Below are 21,488 nucleotides of genomic sequence, written 5' to 3' on the forward strand. Positions count from 1 at the left end.
GGAGCGTACCGCCTCGAAGAGCGAACTCGGCAACCGCTTCAGCAGAACTCCACCGGGAGCATCCACAACCGTATCTCGCGGGGAAAGCCCCCTCCACCAGCTTCGCTGGTCCCCCTCCCCGTTCCGGGGAGGATTAGCCCCACACTCAAAACGCGGCGCTGGCCTTGGCCTCGCCCATCATCGCGGCCCGCACCAAGGGAATCGGCGGCCCGCCATAGCTTAGGAACTGGTCATGGAACGCCTTCCAAGCCTTGCGCCCGCCCCTGGTCGCGGTCCAATCCGCCCGCAACTTGCGGATCATCAACTTCCCCATCGTATAGTTCAGATACGCCGGATCATACGTCCCGCGCGCGGCCTGCTGCTTCGCGTTCCCTTCGTCCTGGTAACATTCGTCGACGAACATCCGGAACGACTGCTCCTGCGTCATTCCCTTCGCATGCATGCGGATCGCAGACAGATACCGGCAATCGCGCAGCAACGCGTTCGAGATCTGCCCGACATGCGTCTCCGCATCGCCGCTGTTGAGCCCAGCCTCCCACATCATTTCCTCGGCATAATGCGCCCACCCCTCGGCGAACGCATAGCCGACGAACAGCCGCCCAAAGAGCGACGGCGAGCGGTTCGCGTGCAGGAACTGGACGAAATGCCCCGGCATCACCTCGTGCACCGACGTGAACAGCAGGTCGTTCTTGCCCGGCACGAACGCGTCCTGCACCGCCTTGGTCCAGCTCGGATCGGGCGGCGAGATGTAATAGATCGACGGCACGCCCTTATCGAACGGCCCCGGCGGATCGATATACGCCGAGTTCTGCCGGTTATACGGCGGCGATTCCTCGACCAGCGCCTGTTCGGTCCCCGGGATTGTCAGCAGGTCGTGATCGACCACGAATTTGCGCAGCGTCGGGATTTGTCGCCGCGCCTCCGCGACGGGGCCGCCGACCGGCTTGTTCGCGTTCATCTTGTCCATGCACGCCGTGATCGACAGCCCCTTGGCGAACACGCCGCAGGCCTGCGCCAGCGCCGCCTGGTTGCGCCTCAGATCCGCGACACCCGCCGCCTCGAGCTGGTCGAGCGGCGTATCGACGCCCTCGGTCATCGCCACCATCCGTGCGAACTTGTCCGCCCCCAGTGCAAAATCCTGCGTCGCGGTCGCGCGCTGGCCCTCGGTCCACGTCCCCAGATCGCGCATCGCCGCTGCCGCCGCCTTTGCCGCATCGGCCAGCTGCTTCTGTGCCGCCGCATCCTTCACGCCCGCAAACGCCTTCACCGCGTCGCCCGCGTAATAGTCGGCAAAGCCGTTGAACGCCGCCGTCCCGTAATTGACATAGCTTAGCGGCATCGGGGCTTTCAGGTTCGCCTTGATGTTGCCCGCCGCCGCCGGGATCTTCTGGAAGAACGCGGTCAGTGCCTTCATTCGGGTCGGCGCATCGGCATAATTGCGCGCGATATACGTGTTCGGATCGAGCCCCGCGCTCACATACCAGGCCGGGTTGCGATGCGGCTGGTCGGCATCCTCGAGCCAGAACAGCTTACCCTTGGCGACCTGCACGAGATAGTCGCGCTCGAACGCCTCGGCGGGCTTCAGATCCTTGAACGCCCCCGCCTTGTCGATCGCGCCGTGCAGGAAGTCCGCCTGTCGCTTCAGCCCCGCGGCGCTCCAGTCGCCGAGCCCGCCATCATACTCATGCTTGCCCTGGTAGACCGCGTTGGCCGGATCGATCTTGAACCAGCCGTCGATGAAGCCATCGCGGAACCCCGCCCAGTCGTTCGTCGCAGCGGTCGTCGGCGCGGCAGGAGCCTGCGTGTTCGCGGTCGTCTGCGCGGGGCCGCACGCGGTCAAGGCGAGGACCGCGCCGAGCGCCGTCGTCAAAAGTCCGATCCGCATCCTGTCTCCAATTCCGATTCGTCCGGGACCATGCTGCCAGTCGAAGCCTTGGTACGCCAGCGTGCGGAACGGCCCGCACGATGAGCCGTTGAACGCACACCTCCCTCGAGAGACAGGATTGCTTCATGCCCTACGTAAAAACCCGTGACGGTACCGATATTTACGTCAAGGACTGGGGCACCGGCCGCCCGGTGATCCTCACGCATGGCTGGCCGCTCAACGCCGACAGCTGGGACGCGCAGGCGATGGCGCTCGCACAGGCCGGTTTCCGCGCAATCGCCTATGACCGTCGCGGGTTCGGCCGCTCGGGCCAACCCTGGAGCGGTTACGATTACGATACGCTCACCGACGATCTCGCCGACGTGATGGAAGCGACCGGTGCGAACACCGATGCGACGATCGTCGGCTTCTCGATGGGTGGTGGCGAGATCGCGCGCTACATGAGCCGCTACGACGGCAAGGGCGTGGTCGCCGCCGGGCTGATCGCGTCGGTGGTGCCATACATGCTCAAGACCGACGACAACCCCGACGGTGTCGATGCGGAAACGTTGGCGAGCATCGGCGCGGGCATCGAGGACGACCGCCCGGCCTTCTTCAAGACTTTCCTCCAGCAGTTCCTCGGCGTCGGGTTCATCACTTCGCCGGTCAGCGACGAGGTCGTCGACTGGGCCTGGGGCCTGGCGATGCAGGCAGGCCTGCACCCGACGCTGCGCTGTGCGGAGGCATTCGGCCACACCGACTTCCGCGGCGATCTGGCGGCGTTCCGCGTGCCGACACTGATCGTGCACGGGACGAGCGACAAGACGGTGCCGATCGACGCCACCGGTCGCGCCGCGGCCAAGGGCATCGCCGGCTCGCAGCTCGTCGAATATGACGGTGCACCGCACGGCCTGACGATCACCGAGAGCGACCGTTTCACCAACGATCTGCTGACGTTCTTGGGCAAGTAACGCTTTCCGGGTCTCCACATCGTTCTGATCCAGGGTTCTGGCGCTTGCCAGTAACCCTGGATTAAAGTGGAACCGGGAACGAGGGTCGGAAACCAGCCTCGGTCGCGCTCAATTAACTTGTTTACAGTTTCCCAGCTACGACATCCGCGTGGCCCCCTCGTACCAAACTCGCGCGCCTCGTCGCGTCTTGCCGACACGCCAAGCCTATCGAGCCGCCATCGGCGTTTCCGTTGCAGCTTTCCTTGGCTGGGTCGTCACGATCAACGCCACCTCGACGATCGTCGTCTCACCCATCAACATCTGGTTCGTCACCGCGATCAGTTTGCTCGGCGGTATGGCGGGGCTTCGGACCGGCATCGTGATCGGTGTGGTAGAAGGTGCGGTCGGCCACCACAAAGCGAAGGCGCGACCCTGGGTGGTCCGCTGCCTGATGGCTACGATCGGCTTTGTCTTTGGCGTGATCGTCGGCGCGACGGTCGCCTATCGAATGGTCGACGTCGCCCTGTTCTGGCGATCCGACGAGCCCGTCGTCACCACAATTTTCCCCATCCACGCGGTGGGCCTTGCAAAGGCGACGCCCTTCCTATCGATCGGATCGGAGGGTGAGCGTGACGATATTCGCATCTCCAAACGCGACTATGACGTACTGACGAACGTGGTCCCACTCCGCCGGCCGTGGCGCTATTGCATCGCCCTCAAGCGCCAAGCGAGTTACGAGGCCGTGCGCGTATGGCGACCCCGTTCACGCCGTTCCGGGCCACAAACGGTGTTCCCGTGCCCTTCCTATGCGCAGTGGTGGTAAGCCGGCATCAATTGCCCAGCGGGACGATAACCTCGTCCGGATGCGCGACGTTCAGCTCCTTGCGGACCATCTCGTCGACCATATCCGGATTTGCATGATCCGGGTTCAATAGAGCAACGCGGTTTTTCAGAACCTCACGCTTGCGATCGAGCGCGGCATAGTCCTGCTCGCGCTTCGCAAGCTGGCGCTTGTAGTCGCCATACGCGAACATCCCGTTCGGCCCGAGCACGGCATACGCGCCGAAGAACGCCATCAGCGTCAGCCCCAGCGCCGGCCACGCGGCCTTGCGCATCGTCTTCCGCAGCTTGCTGGTCTTCGTCGTCACGCGTGCCATGCTCGTTCTCCCGAACTCCAGCTTATCAGCCGCCGATCAGGATGTCGCGACCCGCATAGCGCGCCGCGTCACCCAACTCTTCCTCGATCCGGATCAGCTGGTTGTACTTCGCCAACCGGTCCGACCGCGCGAGGCTGCCCGTCTTGATCTGCCCGCAGTTGGTCGCGACCGCCAGATCGGCGATCGTCGCATCCTCGGTCTCGCCCGACCGATGCGACATCACCGCGGTGTACTTCGCCCGCTGCGCCATCGACACCGCCTCCAAGGTCTCGGTCAACGTGCCGATCTGGTTGACCTTCACCAGCAGCGAGTTCGCATAGCCGCCGTCGATCCCGCGCTTCAGACGCTTCGGGTTGGTCACGAACAGATCGTCGCCGACCAGCTGGACCTTGTCGCCGATCAGGTCTGTCAGCGCCTTCCAGCCCTCCCAATCGTCCTCGCCCATGCCGTCCTCGATCGAGAAGATCGGGTAGCGGCGCGTCAGGTCCGCGAGATATTCCGCCATCTCGGCGCTCTCGAGGATCCGGCCCTCGCCCGAGATGTCGTACTTGCCGTTCTTGTAGAACTCGGTCGCCGCGCAATCGAGCGCGAGCATCACGTCCTCGCCGGGCTTGTACCCAGCCTTTTCGATGCTCGACATAATGAAGTCGAGCGCTTCGGTCGTGCTGCCGATGTTCGGTGCGAAGCCGCCCTCGTCGCCGACGCTGGTCGACAGGCCCTTCTCGCTCAGGCCCTTCTTCAGCGTGTGGAAGATCTCCGAACCGCAGCGGACCGCTTCGAGGATGTTCGACGCGCCGACCGGCACGATCATGAATTCCTGGAAGTCGATCGGGTTGTCGGCATGCTCGCCGCCATTGATGATGTTCATCATCGGCACCGGCAGCAGATGCGCCTGCACGCCGCCGACATACCGGTACAGCGGCAGGCCACGTGCTTCAGCCGCGGCCTTGGCGACGGCGAGGCTGACGCCGAGGATCGCGTTCGCGCCCAGCCGGCCCTTGTTCTCGGTGCCGTCGAGTTCGATCATCGCGCGATCGAGGTCCGACTGGTCCTCCGCGTCCATGCCGAGCACGGTGTCGGTGATCTCGTCGTTGACCGCGTCGACTGCGCCGTCGACGCCCTTGCCGCCCCAACGGGTCTTGTCGCCGTCGCGGCGCTCGACCGCCTCGTGCGCGCCGGTCGAGGCGCCCGACGGCACGGCGGCACGGCCGAAGCTGCCGTCTTCGAGCAGCACGTCGACCTCGACGGTCGGATTGCCGCGGCTGTCGAGGATCTGGCGTGCATGAAGGTCGATGATTGCGGTCACGTAACGATGCTCCTACAAATCCCGGTGCCGGGTCGTTCGCGCCGCCTCTACCGTCTCGCGCCATTGCGGGCAATCGCGCGGACACCCGAGAATAGTGTCGTGTAATCGCGCGACGGTTCGGGAACCGTGCTCCGGCGGCGGTGTTGAGGGCGTAACAATTCTGAAAGGGACCGTCATGGCCGACTCCAGCGTAAACGATACCGTCAACGACCTGAAAACGACCGCGAACGAGGTCGGGACCGAGCTCAGCAAGACGATCGATAACAAGATGGGCGACAACGGCACCAGCGATCTCTCCGGCAAGACCGCCGACGCCAAGCAGGCGATCAAGGACGGCGCGAGCAAGTACAGCGCGCAGGCGGCCGACAAGGCGCGCACCTTCGCCGAGGACGGCAAGGCCCGTGCAAGCGGCGCGCTGGAGCAGATTGCGCAGTTGCTTAACGATGCGGCCGGTCAGGTCGACGACAAGCTCGGCTCCCAGTACGGCGGCTATGCCCGCAGCGCCGCCGACAGCGTCTCGGGTTTCGCCGACCAGGTGAAGGCGAAGGACATCGACGAGCTGGTCGACGACGCCCGTGAACTGGTGCGCAAGTCGCCAGCGATCGCAGTCGGCGCCGCAGCAGCCATCGGCTTCGTCATCGCGCGACTGGTCCAGTCGGGCGTCGACGCCAACCCGAAGGCCTGACGCCTTGTCCGATCCCGTGACGCTGACCGGCGAAGACGAAAGCCTTGCGTCGATCGTCGGCCGGCTGGCGACCGAGACGAAGAGTCTCGCGACCGCGGAAGTCGCTGTTTACAAGGCGAAGTTCGGCGAGGCGGCCAGCGCGTACAAGTCGGCGGCGATATTCTTCGCAGTTGCCGGCGTGCTGGCGCTGGCCGCGCTGATCGCACTGCTGGTCGGTGCGATCTTGACGCTGGCAACGCTGGTAGGGCCTGGATGGTCGACCGTGATCGTCGTCGTTGCGGTGCTGGCGCTGGCCGGCATCCTGGCGATGATCGGCAAGTCGAAGCTTCAGACCAAAAGCGAGCCCGTATCATGACATCCGCCAAAGTCGCCGCCGCAGAGATCGAAGCCGCCCTCGCCCGCCAGCGCGTCATGATGACCGTCGGGCAATTGCAGGACCGGCTCAACCCGCGGAAGCTCGCGCTCAACGCCAGCCGCGACGTCGCCGATGCCGGCACCGCCGCGCTGACCGCGAGCGTGGAGACGGTGAAGCGCAATCCGGGGCCGACCGCAGGGTTCGCCGCGGTCGCCGGGCTGTTCCTCGCGCGGCACCGGATCGTCGGACTCTTCCGCCGCGGGCGCTGACTGCAACTGCGGTCACCGCATTGAAACCTTGAAGTCCCGGCTCGCGTTGAACCCATTGCATTGAACGACGAGCAGCTTGCCATCAGAAGGACATTTCCATGACCGACGCAAAGACCACCGCAAACGAAGCCGCCCACGAGACCGAAAGCCGTCTGCGCGAAGGCCTCGACACCGTCCGCGAGACCGCATCGAAGGTCTATCACGAGGCCGGCGACAAGGCTTCCGAGGTTCTCGAAGTCTCGCGCGAGAAGACCAAGCGCGTCGTCAACAACCTCGAATCCAACCCGCTCGGCATTCTGGTCGGCGGCCTCGCCGTCGGTGCGCTCGCTGGCGCGCTGATCCCGCGTTCGGCACGCGAGAAGGAATTGCTCGCTCCGGTCGGCAAGCGTCTCAGCGAGACCGTCGTCGCCGCCACCGCCGCCGCCAAGGCTGCGGGCCAGTCGGAACTGGGCGAGCTCGGCCTTACCAAGGACAATGCGCGCGGTCAGGCCAAGGGTCTGCTCGAAGGCGTCGTCAAGGCGCTGACCACCGCGGGTACCGCAGGTGCGAAGGCCGTTTCGCAAAAGCCAGCTGTCTAAATAGAGACCGACTAAGGGTTCAAAGCGCGGGTCGAACACGCTAGGGCACCTGCAACCTCCCTCCCAAGGACAAGCAGCGCATGAGCAAGCTCCACCTCGTATTCGGCGGCCGCGTCAGCGACCCGCGCACCCTAGATTTCAACGATCTGAGCAAGATCGAGTTCGTCGGCGTATTCCCCGATTATGCAAGTGCCGAGAAGGCCTGGCGTGCTGCAGCGCAGCGGACCGTGGACGATGCGGAGATGAAGTTCGTGGTGGTGCACCTCCACCGGATGCTCGAGCCGAACCTTGGCGCGACGGTGGCTTAACAGCCGCTACCGACCGTCATTCCCGCGGAGGCGGGAACCCATACTGGCTAACGTAGCGACCTGATCGCAACGACATAGGCTATGGATCCCCGCCTGCGCGGGGATGACGGTATTCCGCGACAGCACATCTGCCTTTGTCGACTTTAGCTTGTGCTCATGACCTAGCAAAACTGGCATAGCGCAAAACAACTTGCCCTCACCCTTCCCACGGCCAAGCAGCCGCGGGCCCCTTCCCTCTCCCGACGGGAGAGGGAGAAACGCCGAATGCGGCGATGGGTGAGGGCACGCCGAGCAGCGCCGTGGCTGCCTATCGCGCTGGCTCGCTGACTGACGCGTTCCGCTCACGCGCTGCCCCCCGCCCAAATAGGGTAGAGATACGCCGGCACAGCCGACTAAGGCGCACAAGCGCGCCCTTCCCCCTTACCGTTCGTGCTGAGTAGAGACCGAGTAGGCTCGAAGAGCCGTATCGAGGGCTCGTATCGAAGCACAGGTTCCGAGCGCCAACCCATCCTTCGATACGCCGCTTCGACAAGCTCAGCAGCTACTCAGGACGAACGGTGTGGGTATGAGGGTGTGAGGGTGTGAGGGTGTAGACTAGCGTGGGGCGGCGAGCACTTGTCAGGGACAGGGCGCTCAAGCCGCGCGGTAGTGCCAGAGCAACAACGGCCGAGCCAGCACCAGCCCTGCCAAAAACCCGCCGATATGCGCGCCAATCGCAATCGGCCCACTCGCCCCGACCGAGGCGCCAAACCCGGCCAGCCCCATCAGCAACTGGATCCCGATCCAGGCGGCCGCAAGCCAAACCACATGCACGACCCCAGCCGGCACCGGCCCGATCGCCTGCGCCCGCCGCTCGCCATACAGCAGCGCATAAGCCCCAACCACCGCCGAAATCGCGCCGCTCGCGCCAATCATCGGCGCGGTAGACTCAGGCCCGAACGCCCAATGCCCCGCCGCCGCCGCATACGCGCCCAGTACGTACAGCACGACCAACCCAACCGTCCCCAGCGCCTTCTCGACGGACTGCCCGCAATACACCAGCATCACGAGGTTCAGCGCGATATGCGCCCACCCGCCATGGATCAGAGTCGCGGTCAACGGCGTCGCCCAGGACGGCACCACGAACATATGCTCGCTCGGAATACCGAGATCGGTCATCCGCAACGGAATGAACCCGGCGTTCACCGCCCAGTAGCCAAGCGACCCGCTCAGCACCAGGAATCCCGAGACGATGACCGTCACGATCGTGATGATCGCCGTCGCCCGCGTCTCGAAGAATTGCATGAGGCTCAGATGAACTCGATCTTGGAGACGACGTAATACCGCTCGCCGGCCGGCACCGTAACCTCGACCTCTTCGTCGAGCTTGCGCCCGATCAGCCCGCGACCCAGCGGCGAATTGTACGAGATGCGGCCCGTCTTGGCATTCGCCTCGGTCTGGCCGACAATCTGATACTTCACCGGCTTGTCGTTCTCGTCGAGCAACGTCACCGTAGCGCCGAAGACGACCTTGTCGCCCGACAGGTCCTTCGGATCGATGATCTGCGCACGCGACAGCTTGTCCTCGATGTCCGAGATCGATGCCTCGACCTGGCCCTGACGCTCCTTCGCGGCATGATATTCCGCGTTCTCGCTCAGGTCGCCGTGCGCACGCGCCTCTTCGATCGCGTCAACGATCGTCGGACGTTCGGCTTTCAGGCGCTTCAGATCCGCGCTCAGCGTCTCATAGCCTTCCTGCAGCATCGGCATCTTTTCGACGGTCGCCATCATCTCGTCCCCAAATCCATTTCCCCGCGCAAGGCCCTGTACCAGCCCCGCCCACACATCATTCTCATGTCGGGATCAGTCGTGCGACTGCGAATAATAGGATTGCAGCGGCCGTACTTCAAGGCTGTGCGTCGAAAGCTTGGCGATCGCCTTTGCCGCTTCGAGCGAAGCGGGCGCAGTCGTGAAGTACGGAATCCGCTGGCCCAGCGCGGAAGCGCGGATCGGCTGCGAGTCCTTCAGGCTCTGCCACCCCTCGGTGGTGTTGAAGATTAGCGCGATATCACCGTCCTTGATCCGGTCGACGATATGCGGCCGGCCTTGCGCCACCTTGTTGACCTTCTCGACGGGCAAGCCGGCACGTGCGAGATGATCCGCGGTCCCACCGGTCGCGACGATCGAGAAGCCGGTGTCGACCAGCGCCTTCACCGCCTCGACGATCATCGCCTTGTCGCCGTCCTTCACGCTGACGAAGACGTTGCCCTTGGTCGGCAGGATCGTCCCCGCGCCAAGCTGTGCCTTGGCGAAGGCGATCGTGAAATCGGGATCGATTCCCATGACTTCGCCCGTCGACTTCATTTCCGGTGACAGCACCGGATCGACGCCGGGGAACTTGTTGAAGGGGAACACCGCCTCCTTCACCGCATAATAGTCGATATGCCGGTCGATCTTCGGCAAATTGACCAGCTTCTCGCCCGCCATCACCCGCGCAGCGATCTTGGCGATGGGCGCGCCGATCGCCTTGGCGACAAACGGCACGGTGCGCGACGCGCGGGTTGACCTCGATGAGGTAGACCAGGCCGTCCTTCACCGCGAACTGGATGTTCATCAGCCCGACCACCGACAAGGCATGCGCGAGCGCCACCGTCTGCCGCTCGATCTCAGCGATGATCTCCGCCGACAGCGAATATGGCGGGATCGAGCACGCGCTATCGCCCGAATGGACGCCCGCCTCCTCGATATGCTGCAATACGCCCGCGACGACGACATCGGTCCCGTCGCAGATCGCATCGACATCGACCTCGATCGCATCGCGCAGATACTGGTCGATCAGCACCGGCGAGTCGCCCGACACCTGCACCGCGGTCGCGATATAATGCTCGAGCTGCCCGATCGTGTCGACGATCTCCATCGCCCGGCCACCGAGCACGTACGAAGGCCGCATCAGCACCGGATACCCGATCCGCTCCGCCGCCGCGACCGCCTCGTCCCGGCTCCGCGCAAGGCCATTGGCCGGCTGCAGCAACCCGAGCTTGGTGATCAGCGCCGCGAACCGCTCACGGTCCTCCGCCAGATCGATCGCGTCCGGCGTCGTCCCCAGGATCGGAAGGCCCGCCGCTTCAAGTGCCCGCGCAAGGTTCAGCGGCGTCTGCCCGCCGAACTGCACGATCACGCCCACCAAAGTGCCGTTCTGCTGCTCGACATGCAGGATCTCCAGCACGTCCTCAGCGGTCAACGGCTCGAAATACAGCCGGTCCGACGTGTCGTAATCGGTCGACACCGTCTCCGGGTTGCAGTTGACCATGATCGTCTCATAGCCCGCATCCGCCAGCGCGAAGCACGCATGGCAGCAGCAATAATCGAACTCGATCCCCTGCCCAATCCGGTTCGGCCCGCCGCCCAGGATCACGATCTTCTTGCGATCGGTAGGCTCGGACTCGTTCTCGGGCTCGCCGAAGCTCGGCGCCTCATAGGTCGAATACATATACGGCGTCTTCGCATCGAATTCGGCCGCGCACGTATCGATCCGCTTGAACACCGGCCGCACGCCGAGCTTCAGGCGATGCTGGCGCACCTCCTCCTCGGTCACGCCGCCGGTCATCGCCTTGACGACCTCGTGGATCAGCCCCGAGCCGCGCGCGATGCCGCGGTTCATGCCGCGCAGATTGGCGGATTGCAGCGCCAGCCATGCGAGCCGCTTGTCGCTGAACCCCATGCTCTTCAGGCGGCGCATACCGGGCGCGTCGATCGGCAGGCCGTCCTTCATCACCTCGGCCTCCGCCGCGATGATCTCGGCGATCCGCTCCAGGAACCACGGATCATACTTGGCGATCGCATGCACCTCGGCGACCGTGAAGCCCTCGCGCAACGCCTGCGCCGCGACCAGCAATCGGTCCGGCGTCGCGACGGCCAGCGCGGCCTCGATTTCCGCGCGCGGCGCACCGACCAGATGATCGACCTGGTTGAACCCCGACAAGCCCGTCTCGAGCCCGCGCAACGCCTTCTGCATCGATTCGTGGATGTTGCGACCGATCGCCATCACCTCGCCGACCGACTTCATCGCGGTGCCCAGCGTGTTCGACGCGCCCTTGAACTTCTCGAACGCAAACCGCGGAATCTTCGTCACGACGTAATCGATCGTCGGCTCGAACGCGGCGGGCGTGGCGCCGGTGATGTCGTTCTCGATCTCGTCGAGCGTGTAGCCGACCGCCAGCTTCGCCGCGACCTTCGCGATCGGGAAGCCGGTCGCCTTCGACGCCAGCGCCGAGGAGCGTGAAACACGCGGGTTCATCTCGATGACGACCAGCCGCCCGTCCTTCGGATTTACTGCGAACTGGACGTTCGAACCGCCTGTCTCGACACCGATTTCGCGCAACACCGCGATCGATGCGTTGCGCATGATCTGGTATTCCTTGTCGGTCAGCGTCAGCGCCGGCGCGACCGTGATCGAGTCGCCGGTGTGGACGCCCATCGGATCGACATTCTCGATCGAGCAGATGATGATCGCGTTGTCGTTGCGATCGCGCACCACCTCCATCTCATATTCTTTCCAGCCGAGCAGCGATTCCTCGATCAGCACCTCGGTGGTCGGCGACAAATCGAGCCCGTTGCGGACGATCGCGATGAACTCCTCGCGGTTGTACGCGATGCCGCCGCCCGAGCCGCCCATCGTGAAGCTCGGCCGGATGATCGACGGAAGCCCCGTCTTTTCAAGGCCTTCCAAGGCTTCTTCAACAGTATGTGCGATCGCCGAGCGCGCGCTTTCGAGCCCGATCCGGTCCATCGCATCGCGGAACTTCAGCCGGTCCTCCGCCATGTCGATCGCATCGGCATCCGCCCCAATCATCGTCACGCCGAACTTCGCCAGCGTCCCGTCATGGAACAGCGCGAGTGCGGTATTCAGCGCGGTCTGCCCGCCCATCGTCGGCAGGATCGCGTCCGGACGCTCCTTCTCGATGATCTTGGCGACGATCGCGGGCGTGATCGGCTCGACATAGGTCGCGTCGGCCAGCTCGGGATCGGTCATGATCGTGGCGGGGTTCGAATTGACGAGGACGATACGATAGCCCTCCTCCTTCAACGCCTTGATCGCCTGCGTGCCCGAATAATCGAACTCGCACGCCTGGCCGATGACGATGGGTCCTGCGCCGATGACGAGGATCGAGGAGATGTCGGTGCGTTTTGGCATTAGTAGCAGGCCGCTGCAGCATCGAGATGAGCGCGTCCAACCGATGCCTCACCCGCGCCGAAAACAGCTAGAAGAAGATCTACCGACGTAGCCAACGCATCCGCCTCGTCTTCGTCAATAGTACGGATCTGCCTGGCCGCCATTGCGCGCAAACAATTTAAAACGTTCTGTACCGATCGCGCCCGCTGATCTGGACAATTACGAAGATTATAGGGCGCTAATGATTTGTCAGCGCGCTGAAGTTCAATGCTGATTTGAACCCAATTAGGCATTATCAATATTCCTTACAAACCGCTCAAACAGATACAAACTGTCTTGCGGCCCCGGGCTAGCTTCCGGATGATACTGCACAGAGAACGCCGGCTTGTCGGTCAGTTCCAGCCCCGCATTCGATCCGTCGAACAGCGACACGTGCGTCTCGCGGACGTTCGCCGGCAGGCTGTCGCGCTCGACGGCGAAACCGTGGTTCATGCTGGTGATCTCGACCGCGCCGTCGGACAGGCGCTTGACCGGATGGTTGGCGCCGCGATGGCCTTGGAACATCTTGGTCGTGGTCGCGCCGACCGCGAGGCCGAGCAGCTGGTGGCCAAGGCAGATGCCGAACAGTGGTTTGCCCGTCTCCAGCAGCTGGCGGATCACCGGGACGGCGTAGTCGGCGGTCGCGGCGGGATCGCCTGGGCCGTTCGACAGGAAGATGCCGTCGGGGGCGAGCGCCATTACGTCGTCGAAGCTGGCGGTGGCGGAGACGACGGAGACTTTCGCGCCGGCCTCGACGAGGTTGCGGAAGATGTTGCGCTTCGAGCCATAATCGATCGCGACGACGTGGGGCTTCTGGCCTCCCCTCCCGCTTGCGGGAGGGGATTGAGGGGTGGGCTCGCGCTCACCTTCCGGGGGACGGTGGAAGAGCGGTCAACCGCACCGTCGTCTGTCGAGGAAGCCGGGAGCCCACCCCGGCCCCTCCCGCTTGCGGGAGGGGGAAGAAGAATAGCCGAAACCCAGCTTCCAGACACCGCCGGGCGCATCCTCACCCCAGCCATAATGCATTTCGGTCGACACGTCCTTGGCGAGGTCCATCCCCTCAAGCCCCGGCCACGCCCGCGCCATCGCCAGCAACGCGGCCACGTCGAACTCGCCGCTAGCCGAATGCGCGATCACGCCATTAGGCGCACCCGCAACCCGGATCCGCCGCGTCAGCGCGCGCGTGTCGACGCCCGAAAGGCCGATCCGCGCATGCCGCTTCATCCAGCCATCCAGCCCCTCGACCGCGCGGAAGCTCGACGGCTGCGTCACGTCCTCGCGGACGATGATGCCGAGCGCGTGCGGGTCGTCCGCCTCGACGTCGTCGGGGTTCGCGCCGACGTTGCCGATGTGCGGGAAGGTGAAGCAGATCATCTGTCCGGCGAAGGACGGGTCGGTCAGCACCTCCTGATAGCCGGTCATCGCGGTGTGGAAGCACACTTCGCCGACCGCATTGCCCTCTGCGCCGAACCCGCGACCCCAGATCACGTCGCCGTTGGCGAGGACCAGGACGCCTGTTGCACCGGCAGGCATGGCTATAGGCTGGGCGTCGGCCATCAGGCTGGGCACTCTCTTTACGTTGACGATGTCGCTAAGTGGTGTCCGCTAAGGCCGGCGTGCCGCAGCGTCAATCTGTTAAACGGGCGGCGGACGCGCTATCCCGTCGGGCTATCCCGAACCGCCTGAAAGACCAGTACATGATTCGCGACGACATCAAGGCTGCGCAGCTGACCGCCATGAAGGCCGGCGACAAGCAGAGCCGCAACGCTATCTCGTTGATCCAGGCCGCGATCAAGAACCGCGACATTGAGGCGCGGACCGGTAAGGCGCCGGAAAGCGACGACGCGCTGGTGGTCGAAGTGCTCCAGAAGATGGTCAAGCAGCGCCGCGAGTCGATCGAGATGTTCTCGAAGGGTGGCCGCCAGGAGCTCGCCGATGCGGAGACGGCCGAGGTCGCGGTGATCGAACGCTTCCTGCCCCAGCAGATGAGCGAGGCGGAAACGTCGGCGGCGATCGAGGCGATCAAGGCGGAACTCGGCGCGACCGGCATGAAGGACATGGGCCGCGTGATGGCGGAACTGAAGGCGCGCCACGCCAGCGAGCTGGACATGAGCAAGGCGAGCGGCCTGGTAAAGGCGGCACTGTCATAAATGGATAAGGGCGGCCCCCTTCTTCCTCCCCTCCCGCAAGCGGGAGGGGGCCGAGGGGTGGGCCCGCGCCATCGTCTGGACCGACCAACCGAGAGAGCGCGCGACCTCCGCAACGACGCGACGAATGCCGAGCAGATGCTATGGCGGCAACTCAAAGGCTCCAGGTTGCAGGACCTGAAGTTCAGCCGCCAGATGCCGATCGCCGGGTATTTCGCCGACTTCGTATGCCGCTCGTACAAGCTGATCGTCGAGCTCGACGGTAGCCAGCATGTCGAAGCGGCAAGCTATGACGTTAAGCGGACGCAAGCGCTCGAAGCCGCCGGCTACCGCGTCATCCGCTTCTGGAACAACGATCTGACCTCGAACATGGCCGGCGTATTGGAGACCATTCTGAGCGCTGCGAGCGGAACCGAGCGCGTGCCCACCCCCAGCCCCCTCCCGCAAGCGGGCGGGGAGCTCTGTCGTGGGTGGGACAATCTAGTGGCCCTAACCCCACAATTCCTCGACGAACTCCGCGCCCGCACCTCGCTGTCCGCGCTCGTCGGCAAGACCACCAAGCTCACCAAGGCCGGTCGCGAGCACAAGGGCTGCTGCCCGTTCCACAACGAGAAGACGCCCTCGTTCTACGTCAACGACGACAAGGGCTTCTATCACTGCTTCGGCTGCTCCGCGCACGGCGACGCGATCAAGTGGATGACCGACCAGCGCGGCCTCCCCTTCATGGATGCGGTCAAGGAGCTCGCCCAGGCCGCCGGGATGGACATGCCAGCGATGGACCGCCAGTCCGCCGCCAAGGCCGAACGCGCCAAGGGCCTGCACGAGGTGATGTCCGACGCCGCCGACTGGTTCACCGAGCAGCTGAACGGCCTCCCCGGCACCGACGCCCGCGCCCTCCTCGACCGCCGCGGGATCAGGCCCGAGACGGCGCGCGCGTTCGGCATGGGGTTCGCCCCCGACAGCCGCGGCAAGCTCAAGACCGCGCTGAAGGAGTACGGCGACCCGATGCTGGTCGAGTCCGGCATGCTCATCAATGTCGAGGGCAAGGACCCGTACGACCGGTTCCGCGGCCGCCTGATGATCCCGATCCGCGACCCCCGCGGCCGGACGATCGCGTTCGGCGGACGCGTGCTTGACGGTGGCGAGCCCAAATACCTCAACTCCCCCGACACGCCGCTCTTCGACAAGGGCCGCACGCTCTACAATCTCGACAAGGCCGCCCCCGCCTCGCGCAAATCCGGCCGCGTGCTGGTGGTCGAGGGCTATATGGACGTCATCGCGCTCGCGCAGGCGGGCTTCGGCGAAGCGGTCGCCCCGCTCGGCACCGCGCTCACCGAAGCGCAGCTCGAACGACTGTGGCGGATGGTAGACGTCCCCCTGCTCTGCTTCGACGGCGACGGCGCCGGCCAGAAGGCGTCGCTCCGGGCTGCCCACCGCGCGCTCCCGCTACTGGCGCCCGGCCGCAGCCTCGCCTTCGTCACACTCCCGCAAGGCCAGGACCCCGACGACCTCGTCCGCGCCGGCGGTCCCGCCGCGTTCGAGGCGCTGCTGAAAACCCCCGAACAGCTCGTCGACCGGCTCTGGGCGTCCGAAGTCGCCGCCGAGGCGCTCGACACCCCCGAACAGCGCGCCGGCCTCAAGCGCCGCCTCCACGAACTCGCGGAAGGCATCGCCGACCCCTCGGTGAAGCAGCAATATCACGCCGAGTTCAAAAACCGCTTCTACGAGCATTTCAAACCCGTCCGCACCCCCTTCGTGCCCAGAGGCGAGCGCCCCAAAGGCGGCTGGAAGCCCCCGCCGCGCCTGTCACCGAAGACGCGAAGGCCTTCCTCGCCACCGGCATCGACCGCGTCTTGGCCAAGGCGGTCCTCGCCGGCCTGATCCGCCACCCGGTCGAGATCGCGCGCCACATGGAGGTGCTCGGCTCGCTGCAAATGATCGACGGCGCGCTCGGGCGATTGTTCGAAGCGGTCGTAGATGTTGCACTTGAGGACCAGAAGCTTGATAGCGGGCGCTTGCTCACCATATTGGCGAGGTCCGGTTTCAATTCAGTCGCGAGTGACCTGTTGAGAGCCGATACGATGCCCTATTCGTTCACGCAGACCACGGCCGATCCAGCCCGCGTCCGTGCCGACCTCGACGAGGCGATCGCGATCATGGTCGCCCGCCCTGAGGTAGACGCGGCACTCAAGCAGGCGACCGCGGCGATGCAGACGCACTTCACTGAAGATGCGTTCGAACGACAAGTGGCTATGGTAAGAGAGAAACAGGCGTTGGAAGTCCGACTTGCAAATCTTGTACAGTCGAACGAAGACGCCCGAGCGTTGGGTACCGAGGGCGATTGATGGCTAAGGCGAACATGGCGGAACCCGCCGAGACGAACGAAACCGGCGATGCGCCGCTGATCGACATGAACGATGCGTCGATCAAGAAGGTCATCGCGCGCGCCAAGAAGCGCGGCTACATCACCTATGAGCAGCTCAACGAAGCGCTGCCGCAGGGCGAGATGTCGTCCGACCAGATCGAGGACATCAGCGCCGCGCTGAGCGAGATGGGCATCAACATCGTCGAGAACGACGAAGCCGGCGAGGACGGCGAGACCGAGCCCGCCAAGGACGACGAGGACGAGCCGGAGGCCGCTGACGCGGATGCCGACACAGGCCCCGCGATCGAGAAGAAGAAAGAGACGATCGATCGCACCGACGATCCGGTCCGCATGTACCTGCGCGAGATGGGCGCGGTCGAGCTGCTCAGCCGCGAGGGCGAGATCGCGATCGCCAAGCGCATCGAGGCGGGTCGCGACACGATGATCCTGGGTCTCTGCGAATCGCCGATCACCTTCAACGCGATCATCGACTGGTCGACCGCGCTGAACGAGGGCACGATGCAGCTGCGCGAGATCATGGATCTCGACGCGATGCTGTCGAAGGACCCCGCGCCCGAAGCGATGGCCGAGGACGGCGAAGCCGACGACGGCGAGATCAGCGAGAAGAACGCTGGCCCTTCGTTCAAGGAAGAGGCTGAGCCCGAAGAGCCGTCCGCCGACGAGGACGAGGACGGCGAGCGCCGGGCCCCGCGCGCATCGGACGACGAGGAGGAGGACAACACCCTCAGCCTCGCGCAGATGGAGGAACAGCTCAAGCCGATCGCGCTCGAGCGGTTCGCCAGCATCACCGCGCTCTACAAGAAGTTCAGCAAGATCCAGCAGTCGCGCGTCGACGCGATGGGCATCGGCGGCGATTTCTCCGCGGCCGACGAACGCAAGTACCAGAAGCTGCGCGAGGAACTCACGGCGGAAGTCGAGAGCGTCCAGTTCCACAACGCCAAGATCGAATATCTGGTCGATCAGCTCTATGCCTATAACCGTCGCCTGACCGCGCTGGGCGGCCAGATGCTGCGCCTCGCCGAGCGCCACAAGGTGCCGCGCAAGGACTTCCTCGATCGCTATATCGGTCACGAGATCGACGAGAACTGGCTGACGACGGTCAACAAGGTCGACAAGAAGTGGACCGCGTTCGTCGCCAACGAGGGCGAAGCGGTCGAGCGCATCCGCGCCGAGATCGCCGACATCACGCAGCAGACCGGCATGGCGCTCACCGAGTTCCGCCGGATCGTCAACATGGTCCAGAAGGGCGAGCGCGAGGCGCGTATCGCCAAGAAGGAAATGGTCGAGGCGAACCTGCGGCTGGTGATCTCGATCGCCAAGAAATACACGAACCGTGGGCTTCAGTTCCTGGATCTCATCCAGGAGGGCAATATCGGCCTGATGAAGGCGGTCGACAAGTTCGAGTATCGCCGCGGCTACAAGTTCAGCACCTACGCGACCTGGTGGATCCGCCAGGCGATCACCCGCTCGATCGCGGACCAGGCGCGGACCATCCGCATCCCGGTCCACATGATCGAGACGATCAACAAGCTGGTCCGCACCAGCCGCCAGTTCCTCCATGAGCAGGGCCGCGAACCGACCCCGGAGGAGATGGCCGAGCGCCTCTCCATGCCGCTGGAGAAGGTGCGCAAGGTGATGAAGATCGCCAAGGAGCCGATCAGCCTCGAAACGCCGATCGGCGACGAGGAGGATTCTGCATCTCGGCGACTTCATCGAGGACAAGAACGCGATCATCCCGGTGGATGCCGCGATCCAGGCGAACCTCAAGGAGACGGTCACGCGCGTGCTGGCGTCGCTGACCCCGCGCGAGGAGCGCGTGCTGCGCATGCGCTTCGGCATCGGCATGAACACCGATCACACGCTCGAGGAGGTCGGACAGCAGTTCTCGGTGACCCGCGAGCGCATCCGCCAGATCGAGGCAAAGGCGCTGCGGAAGCTGAAGCATCCGAGCCGGTCACGGAAGATGCGAAGCTTCCTCGACCAGTAAGGGTTGCGGATTGCTAATTGAACGAATGGGCCGCGGTGGAAACACCGCGGCCTTCTGCGTTATTTTTAAGCAAAAAGACCGCCGACCCGTCCTTCGGCAAGACCGTTGTCTATTGTTTCTAGTAAAGGAGCGACAAGCTCGGACCATATAATTAATCGCGCGGTCTCGTTTCGCACACCCTCTATTTCTAACACTAGATAGCGGCTTTCATCAGAAGCTTTTACAGACTTAACTTGAATTATATCCGTCGCCTTATAATCTTCGGGTCCAAATTCCGGCATATGTGTGTAGAATAAGTTAAGCGGATGGCGCGGTTAAGCGTTCCGGATATCTCGCCCCCTTGTGAATAAAAGGCGATCATCTTTGTGCCGCCCTTTATCAATTGAACTCGCTATCTCTCTATGTAGCCAATTACAGTGTTGACTTGAAAATAGCAGTCGTCTGATGGAGTTGTCAGCCATTGCAAATGCATACAGCAGATTCCCATTATGGCTGCTTTCAATGCCGAATGACATTGACAGAACAAGATCTGCAAGATCTTGATCATCAATCACCGTATTTGAAGAAGATTTGTCAACCAAATGCTGCGCCACGTATGCCGTGAGATCAATACTAGCATGGTGCGCTGCTAGCGCTGCATCTAAAGTAACATCTTCGGAATAGCGAACTCCGGCATCACACTGAATCATTTTTAGAATGGGCTGCATACCACGGGGGAGCCCGGCTGATTCGCAACTTCGCAATAGAGCTCTCAGATCATGTGTGCGACTGGGCGTACGCCCTTTTGACCGCAGAAAGCGCTTCATGGTCTTTTCTGCAAACTGAAGTGACGCCCAATGAGATTCTCCGAAATGCGGGGACTGTGACGTCATCTGCATGATAGCCGCTTCAAGATTTGCACGGATAGAAGAAGCTAACACTTCAAGAGCCGCAAAGCGCTGCTGCATCCAAGGTAGCGCTGACACGACGTCCTGCATTTCACCTTCACTCAGGCTAGCAAACATTGGTTGCGTAAGACCCGGAAGAAGCTTCGTTACGTCCGCGACACCGTCCCATTCTCCAACGATTAAAGGCAACTTTAGGATTAGCGGATCTCCCCTGACGAGTATTACGGCCCGCCCAGGACTAAAATCGACTTTTAGACGATCACCGTACCGTTCAGCATACCAGCGGGAGACCGCTACCGAAGTGGCCGATTGCCCCGAACCGCCGATCACCATCTCTATCTTTCGCGCCATCGCAATGCGCCGCATGGCGTGTAAGGGCCGGCCAGGGACTGGTACCTTTTCAGTAATCAGAAGGCGATCGAGCTGATCCATGCCTGTCATGAATGCAGGTGTACCATCCCGCTCGTCAAACTCGGTAAATCCCAGCGCACCACTCATTGGCCAAGTCCTTCCAGACGCGGAGACTATCACTTCCGTTCAATCGGCAACACCGCTCGACCCCGTCATTGCCGTCGCGCTAAGGTCCAGCCATGCCCCGTCTAATCCTGTTCAACAAACCGTACGACGTGCTCAGCCAGTTCACCGACGTGAACAGCCCGACCCGCGCGCGACGCTGTCGCAGTTCGTCGATGTGCCGGGCGTCTATCCGGCGGGGCGGCTCGACCGCGATAGCGAAGGGCTGTTGCTGCTGACCGACGACGGTCGCCTCCAGGCGCGGATCGCGGACCCGAAGTTCAAGCTGGCCAAAACCTATCTCGTGCAGGTCGAGGGCGATGCCGGCGAGGACGCGCTCGATCGGCTGCGGGGCGGCGTCCTGCTGAAGGACGGCCCTGCCCGCGCCGACGTCGAGCGGATCGCCGCCCCCGACCTCTGGCCGCGCATGCCGCCGATCCGGGTCCGCGCGAGCATCCCGGATTGCTGGCTGAAGATAACGATCCGCGAAGGCCGCAACCGCCAGGTCCGCCGCATGACCGCCGCGATCGACCACCCCACGCTGCGGCTGGTCCGGTGGAGCATCGGCGACTGGACCGTGGCGGGTCTGGCGCCCGGCGCATGGCGCGACGCCTGAGGCCTGACGCCTGACGCCTGAAGCCTGACGGGTGGTCGAGGAGGGCTGGCGGCGGTCTGCGGGCCCTGAGGCTCGCACGCCCCATAACTACGCCCTCCAGACGACAGCGTTGGCGATTGCAAGCGGAACGCCTCCCCACCCACGCCGTCATCCTGACGAAAGTCAGGACCCAGGATCACAAACGCCGCGCTGCTTTGCTCTGGGTCCTGACTTTCGTCAGGATGACGGCGCGGTGGGGGTTAGGTCATCCCAACCAACGCTCGTCATTCCCGCGGAGGCGGGAACCCATA

Annotated in this window: 14 protein-coding genes and 6 pseudogenes; 12 read left to right on the forward strand and 8 right to left on the reverse strand. The window is 63.8% G+C overall.

Features of this window, described 5'->3' with window-relative positions:
* Positions 1 to 145: 145 nt before the first annotated feature.
* Positions 146 to 1,885: a DUF885 domain-containing protein gene (locus tag QP181_RS08355; protein WP_333928243.1), complete on the reverse strand. Its 1,740-nt coding sequence runs from the start codon at positions 1,883 to 1,885 to the stop codon at positions 146 to 148.
* Between the two features lie 125 nt (positions 1,886 to 2,010).
* On the opposite strand from QP181_RS08355, the gene QP181_RS08360 reads away from it, so the two are divergent.
* The gene (locus tag QP181_RS08360) at positions 2,011 to 2,835 is read left to right on the forward strand and encodes an alpha/beta fold hydrolase (RefSeq protein ID WP_277983997.1); all 825 of its coding nucleotides are present in this window, start codon (positions 2,011 to 2,013) and stop codon (positions 2,833 to 2,835) included.
* A gap of 322 nt (positions 2,836 to 3,157) precedes the next feature.
* The gene (locus tag QP181_RS08365) at positions 3,158 to 3,637 is read left to right on the forward strand and encodes a hypothetical protein (RefSeq protein WP_333928244.1); all 480 of its coding nucleotides are present in this window, start codon (positions 3,158 to 3,160) and stop codon (positions 3,635 to 3,637) included.
* A 7-nt stretch (positions 3,638 to 3,644) separates the two neighbouring features.
* On the opposite strand, the gene QP181_RS08370 is transcribed toward QP181_RS08365, so the two are convergent.
* Entirely contained in the window at positions 3,645 to 3,971 is a 327-nt protein-coding gene (locus QP181_RS08370) for an FtsB family cell division protein (protein WP_055878455.1), read from the reverse strand.
* Between the two features lie 25 nt (positions 3,972 to 3,996).
* Entirely contained in the window at positions 3,997 to 5,277 is a 1,281-nt protein-coding gene (eno, locus tag QP181_RS08375) for a phosphopyruvate hydratase (protein ID WP_333928245.1), read from the reverse strand.
* 175 nt (positions 5,278 to 5,452) lie between these two features.
* On the opposite strand from eno, the gene QP181_RS08380 reads away from it, so the two are divergent.
* From QP181_RS08380 to QP181_RS08400, 5 genes are all read left to right on the forward strand, one after another.
* A complete protein-coding gene (locus QP181_RS08380) occupies positions 5,453 to 5,962 on the forward strand; it encodes a hypothetical protein (protein WP_333928246.1) in 510 nt (169 codons plus the stop codon).
* A gap of 4 nt (positions 5,963 to 5,966) precedes the next feature.
* Positions 5,967 to 6,317: a phage holin family protein gene (locus QP181_RS08385; RefSeq protein WP_333928247.1), complete on the forward strand. Its 351-nt coding sequence runs from the start codon at positions 5,967 to 5,969 to the stop codon at positions 6,315 to 6,317.
* Positions 6,314 to 6,586 (forward strand): phosphatase, encoded by a 273-nt coding sequence (locus QP181_RS08390; protein ID WP_132740434.1) that lies wholly within the window; start codon positions 6,314 to 6,316, stop codon positions 6,584 to 6,586. The genes QP181_RS08385 and QP181_RS08390 overlap by 4 nt, the downstream gene beginning before the upstream one ends.
* 98 nt (positions 6,587 to 6,684) lie before the next feature.
* Positions 6,685 to 7,164 carry a hypothetical protein gene (locus tag QP181_RS08395; protein WP_277983992.1) on the forward strand — a complete coding sequence of 160 codons (480 nt, stop codon included), beginning with the start codon at positions 6,685 to 6,687 and terminating at the stop codon, positions 7,162 to 7,164.
* Positions 7,165 to 7,244: 80 nt separating this feature from the next.
* Positions 7,245 to 7,472 carry a DUF4170 domain-containing protein gene (locus tag QP181_RS08400; RefSeq protein ID WP_056051043.1) on the forward strand — a complete coding sequence of 76 codons (228 nt, stop codon included), beginning with the start codon at positions 7,245 to 7,247 and terminating at the stop codon, positions 7,470 to 7,472.
* A gap of 633 nt (positions 7,473 to 8,105) precedes the next feature.
* Here QP181_RS08400 and QP181_RS08405 read toward each other — a convergent pair.
* The 4 genes and pseudogenes from QP181_RS08405 to carA form a co-directional block, all read right to left on the reverse strand.
* Positions 8,106 to 8,756 carry a rhomboid family intramembrane serine protease gene (locus QP181_RS08405; protein WP_333928248.1) on the reverse strand — a complete coding sequence of 217 codons (651 nt, stop codon included), beginning with the start codon at positions 8,754 to 8,756 and terminating at the stop codon, positions 8,106 to 8,108.
* Between the two features lie 5 nt (positions 8,757 to 8,761).
* Positions 8,762 to 9,238, reverse strand: coding sequence for a transcription elongation factor GreA (gene greA, locus QP181_RS08410; protein WP_056052861.1), 477 nt, complete (start codon positions 9,236 to 9,238; stop codon positions 8,762 to 8,764).
* Positions 9,239 to 9,313: 75 nt separating this feature from the next.
* Positions 9,314 to 12,644, reverse strand: a pseudogene (carB, locus tag QP181_RS08415) (carbamoyl-phosphate synthase large subunit).
* 264 nt (positions 12,645 to 12,908) lie between these two features.
* Positions 12,909 to 14,219, reverse strand: a pseudogene (gene carA / locus QP181_RS08420) (glutamine-hydrolyzing carbamoyl-phosphate synthase small subunit).
* 140 nt (positions 14,220 to 14,359) lie between these two features.
* On the opposite strand from carA, the gene QP181_RS08425 reads away from it, so the two are divergent.
* From QP181_RS08425 to rpoD, 4 genes and pseudogenes are all read left to right on the forward strand, one after another.
* Positions 14,360 to 14,812, forward strand: a complete 453-nt coding sequence (locus QP181_RS08425; RefSeq protein WP_107952276.1) for a GatB/YqeY domain-containing protein — start codon at positions 14,360 to 14,362, stop codon at positions 14,810 to 14,812.
* Between the two features lie 135 nt (positions 14,813 to 14,947).
* Positions 14,948 to 15,151, forward strand: a pseudogene (locus tag QP181_RS08430) (endonuclease domain-containing protein); the annotation flags it as partial.
* A gap of 141 nt (positions 15,152 to 15,292) precedes the next feature.
* Positions 15,293 to 17,154 (forward strand): annotated as a pseudogene (gene dnaG / locus QP181_RS08435) (DNA primase).
* Positions 17,154 to 19,182 (forward strand): annotated as a pseudogene (gene rpoD, locus QP181_RS08440) (RNA polymerase sigma factor RpoD). The pseudogenes dnaG and rpoD overlap by 1 nt, the downstream one beginning before the upstream one ends.
* Positions 19,183 to 19,496: 314 nt before the next feature.
* Here rpoD and QP181_RS08445 read toward each other — a convergent pair.
* Positions 19,497 to 20,567 (reverse strand): HEPN domain-containing protein, encoded by a 1,071-nt coding sequence (locus tag QP181_RS08445; protein ID WP_333928249.1) that lies wholly within the window; start codon positions 20,565 to 20,567, stop codon positions 19,497 to 19,499.
* A gap of 92 nt (positions 20,568 to 20,659) precedes the next feature.
* Here QP181_RS08445 and QP181_RS08450 point away from each other — a divergent pair.
* Positions 20,660 to 21,198, forward strand: a pseudogene (locus tag QP181_RS08450) (pseudouridine synthase).
* Positions 21,199 to 21,488 lie beyond the last annotated feature (290 nt).

This window comes from Sphingomonas sp. LR55, from assembly GCF_036856015.1.
Lineage (GTDB): Bacteria > Pseudomonadota > Alphaproteobacteria > Sphingomonadales > Sphingomonadaceae > Sphingomonas.